Origin of the sequence: Kitasatospora sp. NPDC059722 (genome assembly GCF_042733235.1) — a bacterium.
Classification (GTDB): Bacteria; Actinomycetota; Actinomycetes; order Streptomycetales; family Streptomycetaceae; genus Kitasatospora.
Genome location: NZ_JBHWGD010000015.1, coordinates 22,199 through 39,263 on the forward strand (window position 1 = coordinate 22,199; position 17,065 = coordinate 39,263).

A 17,065-nucleotide genomic window follows, 5' to 3' on the forward strand; every position below is an offset into this window, starting at 1 on the left:
CGCTAAGCGCGCCGCGCCCGCCGCGCGCCTTTTGGCGGCGCGCGCGAGGATCGGACCCATGGACCTGCCCGTGATGCCGCCGGTGGCGCCGATGCTCGCCAAGTCGGTGGCGAAGATCCCGCCGGGGATGCAGTACGAGGCCAAGTGGGACGGCTTCCGCACGATCGTGTTCCGCGACGGCGCGGACGTCGAGCTCGGCAGCCGCACCGGCAAGCCGCTCACCAGGTACTTCCCCGAACTGGTGGCCGCGTTGCGGCGGGAGCTGCCGGAGCGCTGCGTGGTCGACGGCGAGATGGTGATCGCCCGGGACGGGCGGCTGCGGTTCGAGGAGTTGCTGGAGCGCATCCACCCGGCCGCGAGCCGGGTGAAGCTGCTGGCCGAGCGGACGCCCGCCTCGTTCGTCGCCTTCGACCTGCTCGCGCTCGGCGACGCGTCGCTGCTGGACGAGCCGCTGTCGGCGCGCCGGGCGGCGCTGGAGTCGGCGCTCGCCGGCGCCGCCGACCCGGTGTTCACCGCCCCCGCCTCGACCGACCGCGACCTCGCGCAGACCTGGTTCGCCGAGTACGAGGGCGCGGGGCTGGACGGCGTGGTGGCCAAGCCGCTGGACCAGCCCTACCGGCCGGGGGAGCGGACCATGTTCAAGATCAAGCACGAGCGCACCGCCGACTGCGTGGTGGCCGGCTACCGCGAGCACAAGAGCGGCCCGGTCGTCGGCTCGCTGCTGCTCGGCATCAACGACGCCGGGGGCCGGCTCCAGCACGTCGGCGTGTGCGCCGCCTTCTCGATGGCCCGGCGCCGTGAACTGGCCGAGGAGCTGGCGCCGCTGCGCCTGACGGACCTCTCCGAACACCCGTGGGGCGCCTGGGCCGACGAGGCCGCGCACGCGGAGGGCAGGCTGCCGGGGGCGGTCAGCCGGTGGACCGGCACCAAGGACCTCTCGTGGGTGGCGCTGCGCCCGGAGCGGGTGGTCGAGGTCGCGTACGACCACATGGAGGGCACGCGCTTCCGGCACACCGCCCAGTTCCGCCGCTGGCGGCCGGACCGCACGCCGAAGAGCTGTACGTACGACCAGCTGGACGAGCCGGTGTCGTACGACCTGGCCCGGGTGCTGGGCATGTGACTGAGCGTCCAGGAGGAGGCCCGACCCCGGAAGGGTTGGGCCTCCTCCTTTGATGCGCTCAAGCCCGCACGGTGGAGGGCGAGTTGCCCGCCGGGAGCAACGGCGAGATCCCGGTGGACGCCGAACTCGACGCGGAGCCCGAGGCCGACCCCGAAGGCGACCCCGAAGCCGAGCCGGAGGCCGAGGCCGACCCCGATGCCGGTGCCGACGGCGCGGCCGTCGCCGGCGGGATCGAGTAGACGTACTTCGGCGAGAGGATCTTGGTGATCTCATTCGCGAACAGCGAGGACGGCTCCGAACCCTGGTACAGCACATCGGTGTTGAGCTGCAGCGCCAGCGTGCTCTGCGCCTGCGGCAGGTACACCGCGACGCTCTCGTAGCCTGGCATCGAGCCGTTGTGCCCGATCCACCCGTTGTTGTTGAACAGCCCGAAGCCGTAGCCGACGCCGGGGTCGGGGGTCGGCAGGGTCTTGAGGCGCTCGACCTGAGTGGCAGGCTTCACGAGGGCGCCGGTGGCCATGGTCTTGGCCCAGCTCTCCAGGTCGGCCACGGTGCTGATGATCGCGCCGGCCGTCCAGGCCCAGGACGGGTCCCAGTTGGTGGCGTCCGCGATCGCCCCGGTCGGCGTCTGCTCGGTGTAGCCGTGGGCGTACGGCGAGGGCATGGTCCGGTCGGTGGCGAAGCTGGTCTGGCCCAGCGTGGCCGGCGTGATGACCTGGTCCGTGATGTACTGCCCGGCCGGCTGCCCGCCGAGTTTCTCGACCAGCTTGCCCAGGATGATGTAGTTGCTGTTGTTGTACTGGAACTGCGTGCCGGGCGGGGAGACGGCCGGGTGCTTGTATCCGTAGGCGAGCAGCTGGTCCGGGGTGAACACGTGGTTCGGGTCGTTGATCAGCGTGTTCACGAAGTCCGGGTCGGAGCTGTACGGGAACAGCCCGCTGCGCATCTCGCCGAGCTGGCGCACGGTGATCCCGTCGCCGCCGGGGACGCCGTCCACGTACTTGGAGATCGGGTCGTCCAGGCCCACCTTGCCCTGGTCGACCAGGCGCAGCACGGCGGTCGCCGTGAAGGTCTTGGTCTCGCTGCCGATCCGCAGGTGGAGCGAGGGGTCCATGGGCGTCCCGGCGGTCTTGTCGGCGACGCCGAAGGACTTCAGGTACGTCCCGCCGGGCGTGATGATCCCGACGTTGATGCCGGGGACACCGGTCTGGGTCAGGACCCGCTGGACCGCCGCGTCGAGCTTGGCGGTGACGTCCGGGGTGAGCGCCACGACGCCGTTCGGGGACGTGCTGCCCGACGGGGAGGCGTAGGACGGGCTGAGCGCGGCCGGTTCGGCGGTGATCACCGGCTCGGCGGCCTGCTTCCCGGACGACGAGCCGGAGCAGGCCGCGGCGGAGAGCAGGCCGGTCAGCGCCAGTGCGGCGGCGCCCGCCCGGCGGACCGGGCTGGGCGTGGCGGTGCACCGGGGGACGGCTATGGACCGGGGAACGGCCGGGCGCGGCCGTCGGGTCTTGGTCATGGATCGAGGCGCCTCTCTGGGGCGAATCTCTGGGGCGGAGGGCCCCGGAGCCGCTGCTCCACGGGGCCGCACGGGAGCAGCGCCACCGTAAGCACCGCTGCCGACCGGCCGCGCGCGGGCCGACTTCCGGCTGATCCGAACGGGCCCGCCGTCAGCCGAGTGCCCCAATCCGGCTGGCGGCGCGCTGTCAAGTACCCCGTCCGGACGCCCGGTTGGTGTCGCCGTGGCGGCCGCACGCTCCGCCGAACGGGTGGCCGACGGCACGCCGCACCCGCGCCGGGGCCCAGCTCGGGCACGATCGTTTAGCCCAGCTGTGGCCGCCCTTAAGAATTCCTCGATGGACCGCACCCCTCCCCACCAGGCAGATTTCTGCCTGCCCGGAGGTGCGGTCGCCAGGAGCGGCCGCTGCGGGCCGCCTCGGCCTGCCCACGTCCGCAGGCGCCCATTCGCACGTCAGGAGCCGAAGCCCGTGAAGGCACTCGTCAAGCACAAGAGCGAGCCCGGACTCTGGCTGATGGACGTCCCGAAGCCGGAGATCGGCCCCGGCGAGGTGCTGATCAAGGTCCTGCGGACCGGCATCTGCGGCACGGACCTGCACATCCGCAAGTGGGACGGCTGGGCGCAGCAGACCATCAAGACTCCGATGGTGATCGGCCACGAGTTCGTCGGCGAGGTCGCCGAGATCGGCGCCGGCGTCGCGGACATCGCGGTCGGCGACCTGGTCAGCGGCGAGGGCCACCTGGTCTGCGGCAAGTGCCGCAACTGCCTGGCCGGCCGCCGCCACCTGTGCCGCAACACGATCGGCCTGGGCGTCAACCGCGACGGCGCGTTCGCCGAGTACGTCGCCCTGCCCGCCTCCAACGTCTGGGTGCACCGGGTGCCGGTCGACCTCGACGTGGCCGCGATCTTCGACCCGTTCGGCAACGCCGTGCACACCGCGCTGTCCTTCCCGCTGGTCGGCGAGGACGTGCTGGTCACCGGCGCCGGCCCGATCGGGATCATGGCCGCCGCCGTCGCCAAGCACGCCGGCGCGCGCAACGTGATGATCACCGACGTCTCCCCGTACCGCCTCGACCTGGCCCGCGAGGTCGGCGTGACGCTGGCGCTCAACGTCGCCGAGCACACCATCGAGGAGGGCCAGCAGAAGCTCGGCCTGCGCGAGGGCTTCGACGTCGGCCTGGAGATGTCCGGCCGCCCCGAGGCGATGCAGTCGATGATCGCCAACATGACCCACGGCGGGAAGATCGCCATGCTCGGCCTGCCCGCCGACGACTTCCCGGTCGACTGGGCCCGCGTCGTCACCTCGATGATCACCATCAAGGGCATCTACGGCCGCGAGATGTTCGAGACCTGGTACGCGATGTCCGTGCTGCTGGAGGGCGGCCTGGACCTCAGCCCGGTGATCACCGGCCGCTACGCCGCCGACGACTTCGAGGCCGCCTTCGACGACGCGGCCGGCGGGAACTGCGGCAAGATCATCCTCGACTGGACCGCCTGAGCCCGCCTGAGCCCGCCGGAGCGCGTCAGCCCCGCCGGACCGCCTGAGCACCGCCCCGCTCCGCCCGAGCACCGCCCGCCCGAGCACCCGCCCCGCCGAATCGACTAGGAGACCGTTCGTGTTCGACAACGTGCGCGCCGACATCGCCGCCACCCTCGACGAGATCCGCGAGGCCGGCCTGTTCAAGCCGGAGCGGGTGATCGGCTCTCCGCAGAGCGCCGCCGTCACCGTCACCGGCGGCGGCCGCCCCGGCGAGGTGCTCAACTTCTGCGCCAACAACTACCTCGGCCTGGCCGACCACCCCGAGGTGCTGGCCGCCGCCAAGGACGCGCTGGACCGCTGGGGCTACGGCATGGCCTCGGTGCGCTTCATCTGCGGCACGCAGGACGTCCACAAGGAGCTGGAGGACCGCCTCTCGGCGTTCCTCGGCCAGGAGGACACCATCCTGTACTCCTCCTGCTTCGACGCCAACGGCGGCGTCTTCGAGACCCTCCTCGACGCCAACGACGCCGTCATCTCCGACGCGCTCAACCACGCGAGCATCATCGACGGCATCCGGCTCAGCAAGGCCCGCCGCCACCGCTACGCCAACCGCGACATGGCCGACCTGGAGCAGCAGCTCAAGGAGACCCAGGACGCCCGCCGCCGCCTGATCGTCACCGACGGCGTCTTCTCGATGGACGGCTACGTCGCCCCGCTGCGCGAGATCTGCGACCTCGCCGACCGCTACGACGCGATGGTCATGGTCGACGACTCGCACGCCGTCGGCTTCGTCGGCGCCGGCGGCCGCGGCACCCCCGAGCTGCACGGCGTGATGGACCGCGTGGACATCATCACCGGCACCCTCGGCAAGGCCCTCGGCGGCGCTTCCGGCGGCTACGTCGCCGCCCGCCGCGAGATCGTCGCCCTGCTGCGCCAGCGCTCGCGCCCGTACCTGTTCTCCAACTCGCTCGCCCCGGTGATCGCGGCCGCCTCGCTGAAGGTGCTCGACCTGGTCGAGAACTCGAACGAGCTGCGCGAGCGGCTCGCGGCCAACACGGCACTGTTCCGCACGAAGATGACCGAGGCCGGGTTCGAGATCCTGCCCGGCGACCACGCGATCGCCCCGGTGATGATCGGCGACGCGGCGAAGGCGGGCCGGCTCGCCGAGCTCCTGCTGGAGCGCGGTGTGTACGTGATCGGCTTCTCCTACCCGGTCGTGCCGCACGGCCAGGCCCGCATCCGGGTGCAGCTGTCGGCCGCGCACTCCACCGAGGACGTCGAGCGCGCCGTGGCGGCCTTCGTCGACGCGCGCGCCGCGCTCGGGGAGTAGTCCCGCCGGGGCCCGGCCCCCATGAACCGCCCGTGGCCGGTCCGCTCGGAACCGGACCGGCCACGGGCTCCAAGAACCAACTGCCCCACCCTCCCGCCCGGGAGGGGGAAGCCGTCCCCCCGCGGCTTCCCCCTCCCGTCCGCGGTTCCGGCGCCCGGTCCCGGCCGGTGCGGCGGCGGCCGCGAGCGCCGCCGCGGTCGGCGTGAAGATCGACACAAGGACGGCCAACGCCCTTTCCGTACAGCGGAATCCGGGCCGCCGCCGGTCGGCGCCCGGCCGGCCCGGCCGGGATCACCCCGGCGCGCTGGCAGAATTGGGGTGTGATCGACGCACGACGGCTGCGGACCCTCCGGGCCGTGGCGGACCACCGCACCGTGACCGCGGCCGCGGCCGCCCTCTACCTGACCCCCTCCGCGGTCTCCCAGCAGCTGGCCGCCCTGGAGCAGGAGACCGGCCACCACCTGCTCGCCCGCGAGGGCCGGGGCGTGCGCCTCACGGCGGCCGGGGAGATCCTGCTCGGCCACGCCGACGCCGTCCTCGCCCAGCTCGAACGGGCGGAGGCCGACCTCGCCGCGTACAGTGCGGGCGTCGCGGGGGAGGTCACCGTCGCCTCCTTCGCGACCGGCATCGCCCTCGTCCTCGCCCCCGCCATCGGCCTGCTCGCCGCGCGCGCCCCCGGCGTGCGGCTCAAGGTGCTGGACGCCGAGGGCGACGCCAGCCTCCCGATGGTCCTCGACGGGCGCGCGGACCTGGCTGTGGCCGTCGAGTACCGCGGCGCCCCGCGCGCCGACGACGCCCGGCTCACCCGCGTGCCGCTGTACGCCGAGCCGTTCGAGGCCGTCCTGCCGCTCGGCCACCCGCTGGCCGCCGGCACCGGCCCGATCGCCGTCGCCGACCTCGCCGCCGAGCCCTGGATCGGGCCCTACCCCGGCAACCCCTGCCACGACGTCGTCCTGCTGGCCTGCGAGCACGCCGGCTTCCAGCCCCGCCTCGTCCACTCCTCGGACGACTTCCGGGCCGTCGTCGCCCTCGCCTCCGCCGGCGCGGGCGTGGCCCTGGTGCCGCGCTCGGCCCTGCGCGGCGTCGACCTCGGGCAGGTGGCCGTCCGCCCGGTGGACAGCGAGCTCGCCACCCGCCGCGTCTTCGCCGCGGTCCGCGCGGGCGCGGACGGGCACCCGCTGATCCGCCCGGTGCTGGACGCCCTGGCCGAGGCGGCCACGACGACCGCCTGAGGCCGTACCGAACTGCCGGGGCGGGAGAACGAGCCGATCGGCACCGTCTTGTCGGCCCTGTTGCGGGACTCGGCAGCGGACTCCGGCACGAGTCCCGACTTCCGGCGCAGGCAAGGCCTCTACGGCGCGAGTGGAGCTCGCCGGGCATTCACCTGCGCACATGGCCCGGACACGGGCCCACCCATTTGGGCGGCGCGTGCGGCGGGTCAACCCGCCCGGGACATCCGGTGTCGTGAAGATCGCTTCAGGAGGTGGCCCCCGTCGTGATCGTCATCATCGTGGTCCTCGCCGCCGCGCTGTCGGCGTCGGTTGCTGCGAACCGGTACCTGCGCCCAAGGATGGTCACCGAGACCGACCAGGGGATGAAGGTCCAGGAACTGATCGGCCCCATGCAGACCCTGGCCATCCTGCTGCTGGCCTTCGTCCTGGTCACCGCCTCCGCTTCGTACGCTCAGGCCGGCGACGCGGCCCGCCGCGAAGCCCACGAGCTGGCCCACCTGGCCGCCATGGCCACCTACGCCCCCGAGCCCCAGCAGAGCCAGCTGCTCCAGGACGTGGTTTGTTACGCCCGTACCGTACGGACGGCCGAGTGGCCCGCCATGGCCGCCGTGCGCAGCTCGGACGCCTCGGACCAGTGGAGCTACGCATTTCGCGGAGTGTTCCAGACACTGCGCACCGAGCAGGCGTTCGGGATGCTCGTCGCAGCCGACGACCAGCGCTCCCTCGCGCGAGAGGAACGGGTGGCGCAGGCCAGCCCCAGCATCCCGGCTCCGATCTTCTGGTTCCTGCTGACCGTGCTCGCGATGACGGTGATCGCCCTGGGCATCGCCGTGCCACACCGGGACAACCGCGGGCAGCTCGCGGCGCTCGTCGCCATCACCGTCCTGCTGGGCAGCGCGCTCGTCATCATCCAGAACGTCGACCGGCCCTTCGACCAGCTCATCAACGTCCCGCCCACGGCCATCCACACCGTCGAGACCCAGGTTCTGCACGACCTCCAAGCAGCCCACCCCGGGGCCGTGCTCCCGTGCGGTGCCGACGGAAACAGGAGCTGACTTACTGGCCAGGCGTGTCGTCGCATCGGGAGGGATCCGGCCGTGCCCGCTCCCGCCAGGCCGGGGTTGGATCGGCGCTGCGAGCCTGATGCAGGTGGTGGCACAGAATCCACTAACTCGCTCTCTGGCTCTCTGGCTCTCTGGCCGCCCGGTCTTGTTGTCGACGATTCCCCGCCGATTCCGGACGCCCGCAGGAAGTGAGGACTCATCGGCGGTGTCTGCCCCGGCGGGCGGCCGGAGCCGGGTAGGGGATGCGCAGCCTGCGGGCCAGCGGGGCGACCACGGAGTCGGCCCCGAGCGGGCGGGCCAGCACCAGCACCGAGGCGAGGACGGCCGCCGAGCCGAAGCCAAGTGACGTCATGGCGGCGATCGCCCCGCCGTCCAGCAGGTCGTCGAACCAACCGCTCAGGCAGTACGCGGCCAGCGCGCCGGGCGCGCCGGCGATCACCAGCGTCAGGTGGAGGCGGATGATCCCGCCGTCGTCCAGCCCGCTACGGGCCGGCGTGTATTGGGTGCCTGCTGGCGGAGGGCTGGTCAGGAGCGCCGCGGCCTCCCGGCGGAGTCGGCGGTCCAGCGCCCGGCTGGTGATGGCGGCACCGATCAGTACGGCGAGGGTGTGCGCCACCGCCATGCCGACGATGATCCAGCGGCTCGGCAGCACCAGGAACGCGACGGCGGAGAGCAGCACGTTGCTCCCCGCGGTCACTGCGGTGAGCCAGAAGGGAGTGCGGGCGTCGCCCATCGCATAGAAGCCGCGGGCCAGCGTGTACTGGGCGCAGAAGGCCGGCAGGCCGAGCGCGAAGGCCGCCAGGGTCTGGGCGATCACCTCGGTGTCGGTGGTCGAGACGCCGCCGTGACCGTAGGCGAGATCGGTGATCGGGTCCGCCAGGGCGAGGAAGGCCACGGAGGCCGGCACGATGATCCCGGCCGTCGTCCGCAGGGTCCGGGCGAGTTCCCGGCCGACCTCGGTGAACCGGCCCGCCGTCGCCGAGCGGGACATGCCCGGCAGGATCGCCGTCACCAGGGAGACCGAGACGATGCCCTGGGGGACGTTGAAGAGCAGGTAGGCGTTGTTGTACGCGCTGTAGCCCAGGCCGGCGGTCAGTCCGTCCCCGTGGGCCTTGGACAGCGCTCCGGTGGCCAGGTTCGTGATGGCCAGGAAGGACAGCTGGGTGACCACAACCAGCAGAAGGGCCCACCCGGCCGCCCGCAACGGGCCGGCGAGGTCGGCACCGCGCCAGTCGAACCGCGGGCGGTAGCGGAAGCCGGAGGCGCGCAGCGAGGGCAGCAGCGCGAGCGCCTGCACCAGGATGCCGAAGGCGCTGCCTAGGCCCAGCAGCGCGGCTCCGCCGCCGGAGACGTCGTCCGCCGAACCCGCGTAGTCGTACAGCACCAGGTAGAGGGCGAAGACGGCGATGACGACGGCGTTGTTGAGCACCGGGGCCCACATCATCGCCCCGAAGCGGTCGCGTGAGTTGAGTACCTGTCCCAGCAACCCGAACAGCCCGTGGAACAGGATCGCCGGGAGGCAGTACCTGGCCAGCGCGAGGGTGAGTTCGCGCTGCGCCGTGTCGTGCGGACCGTAACCGGTGTACGCGTCCACGATCGTCGGCGCACAGGTGAAGGCGAGCGCGGTGATCACGAGCAGCGCCGTCCCACAGGCCGTCAGCAGCCGGTTGGTGTACGCCGCGCCGTGGTCGTCGTGCTGCTGGGCGGCCCGGACCAGCTCCGGGACGAACACCGAGTTGAGGACGCCGCCGATCAGCATGATGAAGATCGTGTTCGGCAGCAGGGTCGCCACGGCGTAGCCGTCCCCGACCGCGGCGGTGCCGAGGGCGGCGGCGATCACCGCGGCCCGGACGAAACCGAGCGCGCGTGAGGTGAGTGAGCCGAGCGCCATGATCAGGCTGCCGCTGGAGGTCCGGCCGGCCCTGGCGGTGGCAGACGCTTCGTTGACGGTTGAACCGGTGGCCGGCGTGACGCCGGGTGCCGGGATGGAGATGCTGGGAGGCACCGGGGCCGACGGAAGCCCACCGGAGGGGGTGGCCGTCGGGATGTCGTACGGGCCGGTCGGCTCGCAGGTGCTGGGTATGGTCATGTGGTTCTCTGTCTCTCGGTGCCTGGGGCGCTTCGGTCGGATGCCGCTCAGCCCGTCTTCGCGGCGATCGTCCGGGTCAGCCAGGTGAACGCGGACGGGACCAGCCGCGTCCACGTGGAGGTGAGATGCGGCCCGTCGACCTCCACCGGGGTGACGGAGGTCGGTGCCTTGGCCGCCTTCTGCAGGGCCAGCGCGTCCTCGTAGCCGTCGCCCTTCTGGCCCGTCAGGTAGAGGGCGACATTCGGCGGTGTCTGCGCGTGGGTCAGCGCGTACAGCGGGTTGGAGATCTCCCGCAGGTGCGGGTCCTTCGCGGTGAGCGAGTCCCGCTGACCGTTCGGGTCGTTGTAGCCGGACATGCCGATACCGGCGTGGTAGCGGTTCGGATGCGCCAGGGCGAGGCGCGCGGCGCAGTGTGCGCCTGCCGAGTAGCCGGCCACGGCCCAGTTCTCGGGGCCGGGCTCGGCGCGGAAGTTGTCGAGGATCATCTGCGGGATGTCGCGCGCCAGCCAGGTCTCGGCGTTGACCTTGCCGTCCACGCGGGAGATCCGGCCCTTCACGTCGGTCGTCCTCACGTCCTTCGGCACCGCGTTGTCGTCGACCGGCCCGAACTGCTGGATGACCTTGGGCTGTTCCGGAGCGCCGGGCCCGACCTTGTTGGGCACCGCTTCCTCGACTGGTGGCACGGGAACGGCCCGTACGTGGCTGTCGGTACCGAGCAGGTCTCCCCAACTGCCGTAGAGCTGGTTGCTGTTGTTGACGACGACGAGCACCAGCGTGATGGCGGTCGCTTGGGTGAAGAGGACCATGGCGAGACGACTTGCGAAGCGGAGTGGCTGCGGACCGCCCACCCGGTTCCAAAGGGACATCAGGAGGCCCACGGGAAGGGGGACGAAGACGATCGAGAGAAAGAGAAAGAGTGAGCCAGTCAGTTTCATGTGGGTGAGGTTCGGAGGGATGACTCTGCTTGAGTCCTGATGGCAAGGCGGTCGCTCGGCTCGCCGTGTGTTCAGGGGGAGAATATGAGCCGACATGACGACTTTCGTTGACTCGTCAGCCGTCGAAATATGGCGAATCGGCTGGGGCGGTCCGCGGATCTCAGGCAACCCTCGAAGGCCCCGCCTGCGACGGTGCTCTTCGCCGTGTCACTGGAGTCGGTGGAACCAGTGCCGGCGGCCGGGCTGGCGGTGATCGCGACAGCGGAGGCCTCCGGCGCACTGCCGCCATCGCAGCCACCGGGGCGGCCGTAGCCACCGGCGGTGACGTGTGCCGGCGGTCTTGGCGTCGTCGCAGGCGGTGAGCAGGAGGACGGGGCCTCCGATCAGGCCCCTGAGTACACCGCGTCGGCTCAAGCGGCCCCCGGCCGGCCCGCCCTGAGCGTCTCGTGCCGTCACGTCGTGTTCTCACCGCCGGTCGTTCCTGGTGTCACGGCGTCTCGGTCCAGTTTGCTGACCGGGACCCCGATCGCGCGAGCGTCGTATCGTCCTACTTCTTCTTCGTCGAGTAGCTCTTGGGAGACGTAGGTGCCCTGCGTCCCCGGCCTGATCTCGACCAGGTGCTCATCGGCGAGCAGTTCGAGGGCCTTGCCGATCGTGTCGGTCCCGACTTTGTAGGCGGCCGCGAGCGGCTTGCGTCCCGGCATCCGTCCGCTGAAGCGGCCCTCCCGGATGCGCTCGCGCAGATCCGCCGCCACACCGACCCACACGGGGCACGAGGGGTCGTCCGGGCACAGCCGGAGTGGTGGGCGCAGCCGGGTGGTGGCGGCCCGCCGGACGAACTGTGCTGTGGATAGTGGGATTCGGTACCAGCACGCGATCTTCCATGCGGGAGGAAGCCGGTCCGGTGGCAGACCCGGGGGAAGTCCTCTGACCAGGTGGGCGGCGAGCGTCTTGTAGTGCCGCCGGATTCTCGCCTCGGCCGGCGTGGGTTCGTGCGGATTCGTGTTCATGTGGTTCATCCGGAACGTTTGTCGCGGTGGGAGTCATGGCCTGGGGGGCATCGGGCGCTGTTCGCCCTCAAGGCCCTGGCTCGGGTGGCTGGTCGGTCGCGGGCCGCCGTGCCGTCGGGAGTGGCGGGGTGGCCTCGAATGGTCCGGGGACGGGGAAGTAGTCCTGGAGGAAAGCCGTGATGGCCCGGTCCTGCTCGGCGCGGTCGAGGTGGTCGAGGTGGTCGAGAGCCCCGTCGTTGAGGCAGAAGGTGTCTGTCGCGCGGTCGTGGAGGAGCGCGGGGAGCCGGTCGAGTTGGGCCTGCCGGCCGATGTCGGTGTCGTGGTGCCCGAGCCGGCCCCACGCGACGTGGCCGGTGAGGTAGCCGCGGGCGACGGCCAGGGTGATCGGGGCGATGTCGGTGGGCGAGCGGAACACGGAGCGGGCCGTGTCGGCGAGTTCGGCGGCGAAGTCCTCGGCGCTCTCGGTGAGCAGCGTGCGGGTCAGCGGGTACGGCGTGTGGCGGAGCGTGTTGGTGGTGTCCCGGCCGAACCTGCGGTGCACGAGGGCGCGGGTGTTCTTCTGTGCGGCGACGTACTCGTCGTCGGAGGCGGTGACCGGACCGGGCGGGATCACTCGGGAGTCGAGGTTGACGAGGGGGACGCCGTTGCCCTGGAAGAACTGCTCGGGGCGGAGTGGTCGTCCGAGGAACATGTCGTCGTTGAAGTACAGGAAGTGCTCGGCGAGGGCGGGAATCCGGTGGAGCTGGGTCTCGATGGCGTGGGAGTTGAAGACCGGCAGCGTCGAGGGGTCGGTAAAGAGCTCCCGGTGTGTGACCACGGTGAGGCCGGGGTGCTCGGTCGCGAGCCAGTGGGGCAGCTGATCGTCGGTGACCAGGTGGATGTGGCGGATCCAGGGTGTGTACATCGCGATCGACCGCAGGCAGTAGCGCAGTTCGTCGCGGTTGCGGAAACGCTCGTCGCCGGTCCCGCTGCACGGCGGGCCGGGAAGGTCCGGGAGTGCGGTGAGTGCGGCGGCGCGGCGGGCTTGCCAGACGGGGTCGCCGTCGTCGACCCAGGTGATGACCGCGTCCACCGGGAAGGTGATGTCGTTCAGGCGTGCCCGGGTGAAGGTGGCCGGCACCGGGAAGTCCCGGTCGGCGATCCTTACGGTGGAATCCGCTTCGAGTGAGGGCGTCCACCATCCGAACGGCGGTTCGTGAATCGCGGCGATGGCGCCTTCGGAGGGTTGTGCGGAGTCCCAGAAGTCCAGGTCGCAGCCGTACTCATGGCCGTAGAAGAGGCTCCGCCCGCTCGTCACTGCCGGACGGTAGAGCCGCACGCCCTTGACCCGTACGGGTTCCGGCTCCGGGGCAATGGAGTCGGTGTGGTCTGCGGTTGCGGCGGCGGGCTTGATATGGCCCTCCAACTCGGCCACCGCGTCCGGGAGTTCCTCCGCCAGGACGGTCCGATGTGTGTGGTCGTGGCCGAGGAGATCGGCGTAGACGGGAACGCCGCGGAACGCCGTGGCGCAGGCTGCCAGCACGTCGGCCCGTAGCCCAGGTGGGATCACCACCCACTGGCGGGAGCCGTGGCGGGGGATCGGCGCGAACGTGATCCCGCGTGTGCGCAGCACGTCGGTGACCTCCGTGAAACTGCGCAGGAAGGCGTCCGCGGCGAGCAGGTCGTCCTGCACCTCGGTCACCAGGCCGCGTTCCCGCACCAGGCCCGGGTGCAGGGTCAGCAGTTCTTCCTCGCGCCGGTGGCGAAGGTCATCGGCGCTCAGAGGAACCGGCTCCGGCCTCGCCGGCATCGCACTCGGGCGTGCCCTGCGGGCCGCGACGCGCAGGGCACGCCCGGCCGTGCGGAGGCGGGGCACCAGGCCTTTTCGTCCGAACACGCCGACGCCGTCATCGCGTCCGGCCCGACCGGACTCCGGGGGCCCGGCATCGGAGTTCCCGGTCGATGGCTCGGGCGGATCGGTCAGGTGGACGGCCTCGGCGAACGTTGCCGTGCTGCCCGGGATCGACTCCACGATCCGGATCTCCTTCTACTTCCAGGTCTGATGTGTGGCGGGCACGCCATCCCGCGTCGACCCGCAGATCCACGACGTGAGGCTTCGCCCCGTCATCGAGCCGGCCGGACAGGTCACCGGCGGTCCGAGGGTGTGCGGCCCGCCGCGCTACGCGGCGTCGGTATCCCGGTCCTTGGCGGGCCGTCCGGGCGCGGCGGGGGCGACGGTGAGGCGGCGCAGGTCTCGGCTGAGCAGCGCAGCGGCGGTGGCCAGCACCACCAGCACGGCGCCCGACAGCAGCGTCGCCCGTTCACCGGCCAGGTTGGCCACCGGGCCCGCCAGCATCTCGCCGACAGGCAGGGCGATGAACGACCCCAGCGCGTCGTAGGAGTAGACGCGGGCGAGGCGGTCGGCGGGGATGTTCTCCTGGAGCGACACGTCCCAGGCCACTCCGAACTGCTCCAGGGCCACGCCGTTCAGGAACATCGCCACACCGAGCAACAGGGCGTGCGGTGCTTCGGCGAGCACCACCAGCGGTACCGCCTCCAGCGTCACGAGGGCCACGCCCAGGCGCAGCGCGTGCCGGGTGCGTGAGCGCGCGGCGAGGAAGCCGCCCGCGACGGCGCCGACCATCTGCGCGGCCAGGACGGCGCCCCACCAGCCGCGCCCGAAGGTGTCGTCGGCGATGCCGAGCCCGAGGACCTGGATCCCGCCGGCGACGACGGCGTTCACGACGGTGAACTGGAGGACGACGGCGACCACCCAGGTGCGGGCGGTGAACTCGCGCCATCCCTCCCGCAGTTCATGCAGGGGGCGGGAGCGTTCGGCCGGCCCGTTGTCGTTCGCCGGGACCCGGACACCGTGGAAGCACACCGCGGCGAGGAACAGGCAGAGCGCGTTGGCCGCGAGTCCCCATCCGGGGCCGATCAGGGCGGCGACCACACCGCCGAGCGAGGCGCCGACGATCATGCCGATGTTGGTGGCCATGCGCATCAGGGCGTTGGCCGGCCGCAGCACGTCCGCGGGGACGGTCTGCGGGGTCAGCGCTGCCGAGGCCGGCAGCGAGAGCGCGGACAGCGCGCCGTTGGCCACGCCGAGGACGACGAGGAGAGGTACGGAGGTCCAGCCGAGGAGGACGGTCAGTGCGACCACGGCCTGCACCAGGGCGGCCCCGACCGCCGAGCCCTGAAGGACCACGGTCCGGGAGAACCGGTCGGCGACGACGCCGCCGAGGAGCAGTAGCGCGACGTTGGCGAGCGATCGCGCGCCCACGACGAAGCCGAGGTCGGTCGTCGACCCGGTGAGGTCGAGCACGGCGAAGCCGAGCACCACGGGCGCCATGGCGTTGGCGAAGTAGATCAACGACCGCCCGCCGGCGAGCTGCCGGAAGTTGCGGTGCCGCAGCGGCAGGAACGTCCGACCGTCCCCCGGGGACGGGCTCATGCGGTTGGATCCTCGGGGTCTCGGCCGGTCTCGCTGCAGCTCAGCGATATCCCGGAGCCGGGGTAGTCCACGGCGGGCAGCACATGCCACTCGACGAGATCCGAGAGCGACACGGCGGCGGCGCCGGCCCCGGGCACGTCCCTGCCGGCGGTCACATTCGTCACTCTTCACCCCTTCGAGAACATTCAGGTGCGAACGAACCTATGAGCGGGGGTGGTTGCGCAGGTGAGTATTCAGATTCACGAAGTGCGACAAACCAGTGATGCTTAAGTGGATGCGAGAGGTGAATCCGGCCTCTGTCGCGGTCGCGTTGGGGCCGCCTGTGGCGAGACCAAAGGCGACTGCAAGGCAGAAATAGGTTGTGAGTTCTCCCGATCAGCCCGGGTCCTTCGTCCCTGAGCCTCGGGTGCCGGTCTCCGCAGCATGGCTTCCACGGTCACAAATGTGCGTGCTCGCACCGGCTTTTCAGAAGCCCGCCCGTCACCGTCACGGCCGTAGGGTGCTACGTCTTCCTGAAGGGCAACAGACGGCTCGGGCTGGCCACCGTGGCCGCCTCGGCCGCCGCACTCGCACTGACCTCCCTCTGCGTCATCCCGGCGTTCCACCCGGACGGGAAGTACGCCGACTTCGCCGTCGCCGCCGGAGCGGGCCACACCGGCCCCTGCACCACCTCCTCAACTCCCGGTGGCCACCGCAGAAGCTGTTTATCCTGGCGCAGCTGCTGGGTCGCTCGTCTTCTGGACGCCGCTCTCCTGCGTCGTGCCCGCGGTGCTCGCGTTCTGGGCCGGCCAGACTCTGGCCGTCACCGAACTCAGGGCCCACGACAGCCGCGACCTGGCTCTCCTGCACCTGGAACGCCCGGCCACCGGCGTCACCCCCATCGCCCTTGCCATCTCCGTCGCCATGGGCGAACCGCTCAAGGCCGTCGGCTACGGCCGCACCAAGGACGAGTGGGTGCCGGTGTCACGCGCCCAGACCTCCGTCACCGTAGGAGACAAGGGCATCACCGCGTCCTCGCTCAACGGCGATGTCAGCGGTGCCATCTGCCGCGGCGACGCCGGCGGTCCTGTGATCAACGGCAAGGGCGAACTCGTCGGTGTCACCAGCACCTCCTCCCTGCACAACTGCATAGGCGAGCCCGCCGGCAAGAACCAGGCCGTGATCACCCGTACCGACAACGTCACGGACTGGGTCAAGGACGCGAACGCGCACACCTTCGCCTTCACCGGAAAGGCCTCCGGCAGGGCACTGGACGCCAAGAGCGACGGCAGCGTGATCATCTGGGACCACTGGGGCGGCGACAACCAGGAGTTCGTCCGCACCCGCGCCAAGGAACTGCGGGTCTTCGGCAGCAACTGCCTCGCCCCCGCCGGCGACACCTCCAAGCTCCCCGCTCCGATGCACGCCGTCGCCTGCACGGGTGAGAGCAACCAGAAGTGGAACCTGGACAACGCCGACAACACCATTCGCCACCAGACCACCGGCCTGTGTCTCGAAGTCAAGGGCTGGGGAACCGACAACGGCTCTCCCGCGACCCTGTACACCTGCACCGGCGGCGCCAACCAGAAGTGGACCAAGCCGTAGCAACTCGCCGGAATACGTCCGGCACCAGGGCTGTGCGGTTGTTCACGGCCCGGGCCCGTGATTCCGTCGAACGGTGAAGGCCCTCCGGCAACGACGAATTCCAGGGTGGCGGCAACACGGCGATCAACCGGCTGCGGCCGGGAATCGTAGCGAGACGCGGGGGGGGGGGGGGGCGCGCCCCCCCCCCCGGCGCCCGGTAGTCGCCTACAAGCGGACGAGCAACGGACGTACTAGCTGAGCGGCGCGGGCCACGAGACGACCCCGCCCCG

At 71.4% G+C, this 17,065-nt stretch carries 13 protein-coding genes; 6 read left to right on the forward strand and 7 right to left on the reverse strand.

Annotated features, from left to right (window positions below; translation table 11 throughout):
• The first annotated feature begins 58 nt into the window (after positions 1 to 58).
• Positions 59 to 1,120: an ATP-dependent DNA ligase gene (locus ACFV4F_RS12495; RefSeq protein WP_380502008.1), complete on the forward strand. Its 1,062-nt coding sequence runs from the start codon at positions 59 to 61 to the stop codon at positions 1,118 to 1,120.
• A 58-nt stretch (positions 1,121 to 1,178) separates the two neighbouring features.
• On the opposite strand, the gene ACFV4F_RS12500 is transcribed toward ACFV4F_RS12495, so the two are convergent.
• A complete protein-coding gene (locus tag ACFV4F_RS12500) occupies positions 1,179 to 2,639 on the reverse strand; it encodes a serine hydrolase domain-containing protein (RefSeq protein WP_380502010.1) in 1,461 nt (486 codons plus the stop codon).
• Positions 2,640 to 3,108: 469 nt separating this feature from the next.
• On the opposite strand from ACFV4F_RS12500, the gene tdh reads away from it, so the two are divergent.
• From tdh to ACFV4F_RS12520, 4 genes are all read left to right on the forward strand, one after another.
• On the forward strand, positions 3,109 to 4,137 hold the full coding sequence (gene tdh / locus ACFV4F_RS12505; RefSeq protein ID WP_380445828.1) for an L-threonine 3-dehydrogenase: 1,029 nt from the start codon (positions 3,109 to 3,111) through the stop codon (positions 4,135 to 4,137).
• 118 nt (positions 4,138 to 4,255) lie between these two features.
• On the forward strand, positions 4,256 to 5,449 hold the full coding sequence (locus ACFV4F_RS12510) for a glycine C-acetyltransferase (protein WP_380445827.1): 1,194 nt from the start codon (positions 4,256 to 4,258) through the stop codon (positions 5,447 to 5,449).
• 320 nt (positions 5,450 to 5,769) lie between these two features.
• Positions 5,770 to 6,681, forward strand: coding sequence for a LysR family transcriptional regulator (locus ACFV4F_RS12515; protein ID WP_380444857.1), 912 nt, complete (start codon positions 5,770 to 5,772; stop codon positions 6,679 to 6,681).
• 263 nt (positions 6,682 to 6,944) lie between these two features.
• A complete protein-coding gene (locus ACFV4F_RS12520; RefSeq protein ID WP_380502012.1) occupies positions 6,945 to 7,736 on the forward strand; it encodes a hypothetical protein in 792 nt (263 codons plus the stop codon).
• Positions 7,737 to 7,941: 205 nt separating this feature from the next.
• On the opposite strand, the gene murJ is transcribed toward ACFV4F_RS12520, so the two are convergent.
• From murJ to ACFV4F_RS12550, 6 genes are all read right to left on the reverse strand, one after another.
• Complete coding sequence (murJ, locus tag ACFV4F_RS12525; protein WP_380502014.1) at positions 7,942 to 9,834, reverse strand: murein biosynthesis integral membrane protein MurJ; 1,893 nt, start codon at positions 9,832 to 9,834, stop codon at positions 7,942 to 7,944.
• Positions 9,835 to 9,881: 47 nt separating this feature from the next.
• Positions 9,882 to 10,640, reverse strand: a complete 759-nt coding sequence (locus tag ACFV4F_RS12530) for an alpha/beta hydrolase-fold protein (RefSeq protein WP_380502016.1) — start codon at positions 10,638 to 10,640, stop codon at positions 9,882 to 9,884.
• A 581-nt stretch (positions 10,641 to 11,221) separates the two neighbouring features.
• Positions 11,222 to 11,788 carry a GntR family transcriptional regulator gene (locus tag ACFV4F_RS12535; RefSeq protein ID WP_380502018.1) on the reverse strand — a complete coding sequence of 189 codons (567 nt, stop codon included), beginning with the start codon at positions 11,786 to 11,788 and terminating at the stop codon, positions 11,222 to 11,224.
• A gap of 58 nt (positions 11,789 to 11,846) precedes the next feature.
• On the reverse strand, positions 11,847 to 13,790 hold the full coding sequence (locus ACFV4F_RS12540) for a stealth family protein (RefSeq protein WP_380502020.1): 1,944 nt from the start codon (positions 13,788 to 13,790) through the stop codon (positions 11,847 to 11,849).
• Positions 13,791 to 13,937: 147 nt separating this feature from the next.
• The gene (locus tag ACFV4F_RS12545; RefSeq protein WP_380502022.1) at positions 13,938 to 15,212 is read right to left on the reverse strand and encodes an MFS transporter; all 1,275 of its coding nucleotides are present in this window, start codon (positions 15,210 to 15,212) and stop codon (positions 13,938 to 13,940) included.
• Positions 15,209 to 15,376 (reverse strand): hypothetical protein, encoded by a 168-nt coding sequence (locus tag ACFV4F_RS12550; protein WP_380502024.1) that lies wholly within the window; start codon positions 15,374 to 15,376, stop codon positions 15,209 to 15,211. Before ACFV4F_RS12550 ends, ACFV4F_RS12545 begins: the two co-directional genes overlap by 4 nt.
• Positions 15,377 to 15,896: 520 nt before the next feature.
• On the opposite strand from ACFV4F_RS12550, the gene ACFV4F_RS12555 reads away from it, so the two are divergent.
• Positions 15,897 to 16,796, forward strand: a complete 900-nt coding sequence (locus ACFV4F_RS12555; protein ID WP_380502026.1) for a ricin-type beta-trefoil lectin domain protein — start codon at positions 15,897 to 15,899, stop codon at positions 16,794 to 16,796.
• Positions 16,797 to 17,065: the final 269 nt, after the last annotated feature.

Coding starts and splice junctions, on each gene's coding strand:
- ACFV4F_RS12495 (WP_380502008.1), top strand. CDS start 59: ATGGACCTGCCCGTGATGCCGCCGGTGGCGCCGATGCTCGCCAAGTCG.
- ACFV4F_RS12500 (WP_380502010.1), bottom strand. CDS start 2,639: ATGACCAAGACCCGACGGCCGCGCCCGGCCGTTCCCCGGTCCATAGCC.
- murJ (WP_380502014.1), bottom strand. CDS start 9,834: ATGACCATACCCAGCACCTGCGAGCCGACCGGCCCGTACGACATCCCG.
- ACFV4F_RS12530 (WP_380502016.1), bottom strand. CDS start 10,640: ATGGTCCTCTTCACCCAAGCGACCGCCATCACGCTGGTGCTCGTCGTC.
- ACFV4F_RS12535 (WP_380502018.1), bottom strand. CDS start 11,788: ATGAACCACATGAACACGAATCCGCACGAACCCACGCCGGCCGAGGCG.
- ACFV4F_RS12545 (WP_380502022.1), bottom strand. CDS start 15,212: ATGAGCCCGTCCCCGGGGGACGGTCGGACGTTCCTGCCGCTGCGGCAC.